Annotated in this window: 4 protein-coding genes; all 4 read right to left on the bottom strand. The window is 67.9% G+C overall.

Annotated elements, in window-relative coordinates; genetic code table 11:
* Nucleotides 1–305, bottom strand: a 305-nt coding sequence (locus VN520_RS30575) for a hypothetical protein (protein WP_325750189.1), incomplete at its 3' end; no start/stop codon positions are given.
* On the bottom strand, nt 302–2,446 hold the full coding sequence (locus VN520_RS30570; protein WP_325750188.1) for an integrase: 2,145 nt from the start codon (nt 2,444–2,446) through the stop codon (nt 302–304). The genes VN520_RS30570 and VN520_RS30575, both read right to left, overlap by 4 nt.
* On the bottom strand, nt 2,443–4,176 hold the full coding sequence (locus VN520_RS30565) for a hypothetical protein (RefSeq protein WP_325750187.1): 1,734 nt from the start codon (nt 4,174–4,176) through the stop codon (nt 2,443–2,445). The genes VN520_RS30570 and VN520_RS30565 overlap by 4 nt, the downstream gene beginning before the upstream one ends.
* A partial coding sequence (locus tag VN520_RS30560; RefSeq protein WP_325750186.1) for an integrase occupies nt 4,173–5,614 on the bottom strand: 1,442 nt, incomplete at its 5' end. The genes VN520_RS30565 and VN520_RS30560, both read right to left, overlap by 4 nt.

Here is a 5,614-nt window from a genome sequence, read left to right as displayed (position 1 = left end):
AGATGGCGGAGCTCTTCCAGCTCGGCTCGCTGATTCGCGACGGTCTCTTTGAGCTTGCTGACGGTCCCCCGCAGCTGCTTCTCCGTTTCCGGGACCTGCTTGGTCTCCGTGCGGACGCGTTCGTCGAACTCGTTCTTCAGGTCCGCGTGCCGCTTGTAGAGGGCCATGCGGTGGACGCCGGCCTCGGCTGCCAGGGCCTTGACGGTGAGACTGCCGTCGGAGGTCTCGGGCTGCCCGGTGAGGAGTCGGTCCATGGCCTCACGGATGCGGGTCCGCTCGTCGTCGGGCCGGGGCTGTGGGGTCATGCGAGGGCCTCCTCAGCGGTCTGGGCGGTGGCGTCGTGGGTCTCGGCGAGAGTGCGGAAGCGGCCGGCGGTCAGGCGCAGCCGGTCACCCAAGGGCTGGGGCATGAGCGCTGCCCTCGCATCGAGCCGATCAGCGTGCTCCCGCGCGGCCTGGGCGTGGCCGTCGGTCCGGATCGCGTTGCCGCAGCCGAGTTGGCAGGCGAACTGATTCGGCGCCGTCGCTCCGGGGTCCGGATCGCACAGGGCAGTGTCGCGCTTGAACGCGCAGATGAGGAAGGCGTCCGGGTTGTCGAAGAGCACGAGACCGTCCCGCGCAAGGAACTTCGCGGCGGCTTTCGGAGTGGTCAGGGCACCTTCGAAGCTCGGGATCGAGGCCGCTCCGACGATCGCCCGCCGCGCTGCCGGTCCGGAGATCTTCTCGCCGGCCGCCGCTGCGTCGCGCAGCCGTGCCGCCGTGGCCGCGGCGGCGAGGGCGGTCTCGACGTCGAGTTCCCCGTGAAAGCCCCTGCGCTCGCGGCTGCCGTAGCCGGTGGAGGTGCGGGCATCCAGGGCGGTACGCATGTGCCCGTACTGGATGGCCAGGGCGACCAGACCGCCTGGCCGGCGGGCAATGTGCCAGGCCAGAGTGCGACGCAGACGGCTCAGTCCCAGGTTTCCGTGCGGGTCCGGCGGCACCTGCTGGTCGGGCAAGCCGTGGGCGATGGCTTCCTGGTTGATCCACGAGACGAGGTCCTCGATGCGTCGGCCGAGGCTGCTGCGCTTGAGCGCACCACGCTGCTTGCGCTGGCCAACGATGTCGTGGTGGGCGGAGCTGAACAACAACTCGCCTTCGGGGACCATCTGTTCCAGCACCCGGATAGCGTTCACTACCGGCATGATCGCGACCCACGGGACCGTGCGCTCCTCACCGGCGGAGACATGGTGGCCGTCGGAGTCGCGGACGTTCTTGTAGTGGTGGGAGCGGATCAGATGCCGAGGCATCGTGCCGTCCGGGTTCGGCTTCGGGTCGGGGCAGCACCCGGAGCGCAGGGACTGGGCCTCTTGGGGCCGCATCCCGGTCAAGTACAAGATCACTATTGCTGCGGCTGTGCCCAGGTGCCGAACCAGGATCGGCGTCTCCTCGTAGTCCATGAACTCGCGCCATGGTCGTCCCTCGATCCGGCCCGTAACGGGCACCTGCATCGGGCTGGGGCCGGGCCGCTGAGCGGTGAGCCGGCGAAGTCCGAGCCGAGTAGCGAACGAATGAACCTGGGTCCAGCTGGCCCCTGCGATCGCGGCGACGTAGTGGTGGCCCAGCGTGACGCCGTGCAGGCGGCTCACGGTGGCGGGCAGCGGTGCACCGGAGTTGATCAGAGGCAGCAGGTAGCTCTTGACGGCTGCCAGGCCCTCGCGGGTGGCTTTGGCGGATTTCACCTGTGCGTGCATGCGGCGGCGTTCGTCCCAGGCAGCGAGGATGTCGCCGGAGAAGTCCTCGACCAGACGGATCGACCAGGTGAGCAGAGGCCCGATCACGGCCGGATCCAGCGGCTCGGTCTTGTTCTCCCCGCTGCCGTCTCCTGTCTCGGCCGGTAGATAGTCGTCGATGCCCTCGTCCTCCCAGGGCGGACGAGTAATGCCGCAGGGGCTGGCCGACAGCTGGTCGAAGGCCCACATGTCCGAGAGCCAGCGCAGAACCGTCAGGGCATGACCGCGCCCGCAGCCGCTACTGGCGATCTTGGCGGCGTACGCCTTCCAATGCTCCATGGTGCAGTCGCTGAGCCGGGACACGCCTTGCCGATCGAGCCAGCGAGCGAACTTCATCCACTGGATGATGCAGTCGCGCATGCTGATCACACCGTCGCGTGTCCGGTTCTGAAAGCCGCGTTCCCGGATGTAGGTGGGGCGCAGCTCGCCGTTGATCAAGACCCAGAGGACACGACGGACCTCGCTCCGCAAGGCAGCCGGGCACTTCCTCAGATTGATCTTGTGGAGGCTGTCCCCGGGGTTGTCGGTCAGCGGCCCCAGCGACCAGATGTCGTCACTGTAGAGGGAGTTGGAGTAGGTGTTGCCGGCGCTGATCCACCGGTCCATGACGACCGGGCTGTCTGGTTCCGGCAGCGGCAGGATGTAGGGATCGGCCTCGATGGACAGTGCAGTCGTCACGGGGCCAGGTCTCCCTCGAGCAGGTGGTCGATGATCATTCGGTCGTGGTCGGTTACCCGGCCCAGTGCCGCATCCCAGGTGCTCTCGTTGACCTTCGCCCGCAGGTCATCGAGTCGCTGGAGATGTTCGTCCCAGCGCTCGCGCCAGAGCTTCTCGGGCCAGGCGGAGCGAAGCGAAATCAGCTGCCGGCGCAGCAGCGCGAGGCGCGGGTGGTGACCGGTGTGGACTCGGGAGTTCTCGCAGGACAGGCAGAGCAGGAAGTCGGCACCGCAGCCCCCGTTTGGGTCCGGCCAGGGGCTGTTGTCTTCATCCGCGCAGTCCGCCGTTGCGGTCTCCAGGTGGGCCGCGTCGGCCACGTCCGTCAGGCGCCCGTGGAAGGTGTAGTCGCGGGCCTGTTCGAAAGCTTCCTCGGCGCCCGCCGCGATCACGTCCACGGCGGCTTCCTGGACGTTCTCGTCGGGCAGGACGTAGATGCTCTCGTGCGTGCCGGGCTTGTGCTGCAGCGGCTTTCCCGTCGTGGTGACGGTCGTCCTGCGGGCACGCTGGAAGGGCGAACCGATCTTGTGCTTGCTCGCCCATACTCGCGCATCGGCCTTGGACACCCCGAAGCACAGCGGGCCGACGTTCCGGGGCCGGTCCAGATTGGAGTCCACGTCCGTACGGCGCCGGTTGCGGGCGACCATCAGCAGGTTGTGGCCAGGCGACAGGGCGGCCGCCAGGGCCCGCCCGTGCTTCGTGGCTTCCAGGGCCTGGGTGATGAGCCGACCCGGAGAGTCCGCGCCGGAGTCGGTGTAGTTCTCCGTGGCGAACCACCGGCCCTCGCCGGAGCGCCGCTTCTCCACCAGGACCTCATAGGTGACCGTCGTCTTTTCGCCCGCGGACGGGGTAGTGACAGGCACGTGCAGACGGTCGTAGACCGACAGGTTCCAGCCGTAGCGGTCGGTCATCATCACGGCCAGAGCCGTCAGCTCCGACCGACTCAGGAACAGCCGGCCTGCCGTCTTCCCGCCGTTCTTTCCACGCAACAGCCCCTCGGCCCGGGTGTAGACCTTCCCCTCCTTGTCCGGGTACCCGGGCAGTTCGCCCGTGGCGGCCAAGCATTCGAGGACGGACGCGACCCTCCACTCGCGGCTGGTCGGGTCCAGCGAGCCTGCCCGGTAGCGGTCCAGCAGCGTGGTGTTCTCTCGGATCCGCAGCAGCGCAGCCCGGAACTGCCGTTCAGCGACCAGCAGCACCTGGTCGCGCTCCGACGGCCGGTAGGACTGCTTGGACGGTTTGCCCTTCTTCGGGACCGGGCGGGCCAGTTCTTCGGCCGCCAGGCCCTGCGCCAGCCGCGGTTCCCGCTTCAGCAGCGTACGCATCTTCGCGAGGGCCTCGCGCCCGCCGGGGGTGTCCTTGTGGTTGTTGCGCCAGAGTCGGAGCGTGGCCGAGGTGAGGTCGCCGAGGTCCTCGGCCGGGTGCCCCTGGGCTTTGAGGAACCGGGCGAAGACCTCCAAGGACCGCCAATACGATTCGCCGCTTGAGTGGCTGTTCCATCCCATGGATTGCGCGGCGAACGCTCGCGCGAGTGACTCGCGCATCGGCTGCGGTGCGGAGAGCTCAGCGAAGTCGAAGACCCGCTTGAAGCCCTCCTTGTTCAGCACGGTGACCTGCAGTCCGTCGGCGGCTATCCGCTCGGTTGCCTGGAAGTCCGGCGGCGGCAGGACGGCTTTGCGTCCCCGCCCGCTCACGATGCCGCCGCGACGGGCAGGGCGTCGACCAGCATCTCGATGTCCTGGATCCCGGAGGTCTCCCGGGCCAGCCGGGCGAACAGACCGTTCAGATCCTTCTTCTCGTCCGTCTCACCTTGTTCGTCCTCGGTGTCGAAGGTGAGGATCGACTCCAGCTGCAGATACATGACCGGGCGGAGGTAGTGCTCCTTCGTCGTCTCAACGTCCTTGTACCCCAACAGGGTCTTCACCAGCCACCACGGATCGCCGTAGAGCTGGGCGAAGTCGCGCCGGTCTGCAGCGGTCAGCCCGTACTTCTTGTCCATCAACTCGTTGAGCAGGATCAACATGTAGAGCGCCATCGAGTGCCGCATGGAATGGGGTGTCGCGTACGGGACCTTCCCGCGGATCTCCGCAACCCGCAGCAGCCGGGGCGTCTCGCGCTCCTGCGGAGTCAGCAGGGCCTGCTCGCAGCGTTGGTTGGCCTGTCGGAACACGGTGTTCCAGCGGCCCGGCAGCATGGGCAGGCCCTGCTCGGTCAGCCACAGCCATGCCGGCTCCGGGCCCTGTGGTCCCTCGACGAACAGCCACTGCCGCTCGCGCCAGTCGAGCAGGTTCAGGTCATGGCGGCCTTGGACGCCGTCGCGGTCGATCCAGTGGACCGTCGAGGTGCGGCCCGTCGTGACCTTCGTGATCAGCCGCATCTGCGGCAACTTCTCGTAGCGTCCCTGGGCCTGGGCCCGCTCGACCGCCCAGGCCCGCTCCGACTCCGCGTAGGCGCTGACCTGGCGCAATGAATCGACCGACGCGTAGAAGGTCCGGTCTCGCTTCGACCGGGACAGCGCCCGGGCCACCTGCCCGTGGCAATAGCGGCCCGAGCGCAGCGGGCGGGACGGCACTTCAAACGTCAACATGGCGCCAGACTCCTGCCTCCGCAGTCCCGAGCTGAGCGTGAACCCGACGAACGAGGTGTTCCGAAGCTCAGTCCGCCCGTCCCAGCCCGGCACCGGTGTCCCGTCGGGACCGAAGCCGCGAAGACCAACATCCTGCCAAAGGCCCCAGGTTCTCGGTGTCAGCCACGACACCCGCGAGCTGCGGGCGTCCGCGGCGCGGTCCGCCCGGCGCCGGCTGTCCACCGGCAACGGCGTGACCTTCGCCCACCGGTAGAGCCGCGTGAAAGCCGACGCCTCCCGATCCCACTTCGCCCCGCTGATTCGGCTTGGGTTGAGTGGCGAGTCACACCGAAATTCCCGGTACGCGCGCAAGTCGCTCTCGGTCGCCTGCCGCCACGGGATCCCACGTCGCCACAACCAAGTCAGCAACAGTCGGATATCCAGCGCGTAATTCCGTCGAGTTTCCCGCTCCAGCGGATGGAATTCCGGAGAGAGTACGAATTCCAGCAGCTCGGGATCGACCACGAAATCAGGCCGTACAAAAACCGGATCACCCGGCTGAAGCC

This window comes from Streptomyces sp. (genome assembly GCF_035563135.1).
Classification (GTDB): domain Bacteria; phylum Actinomycetota; class Actinomycetes; order Streptomycetales; family Streptomycetaceae; genus Streptomyces.
The sequence above is the reverse complement of the archived record's forward strand: the minus strand, read 5'-3'. Positions and strand labels throughout refer to the sequence as shown.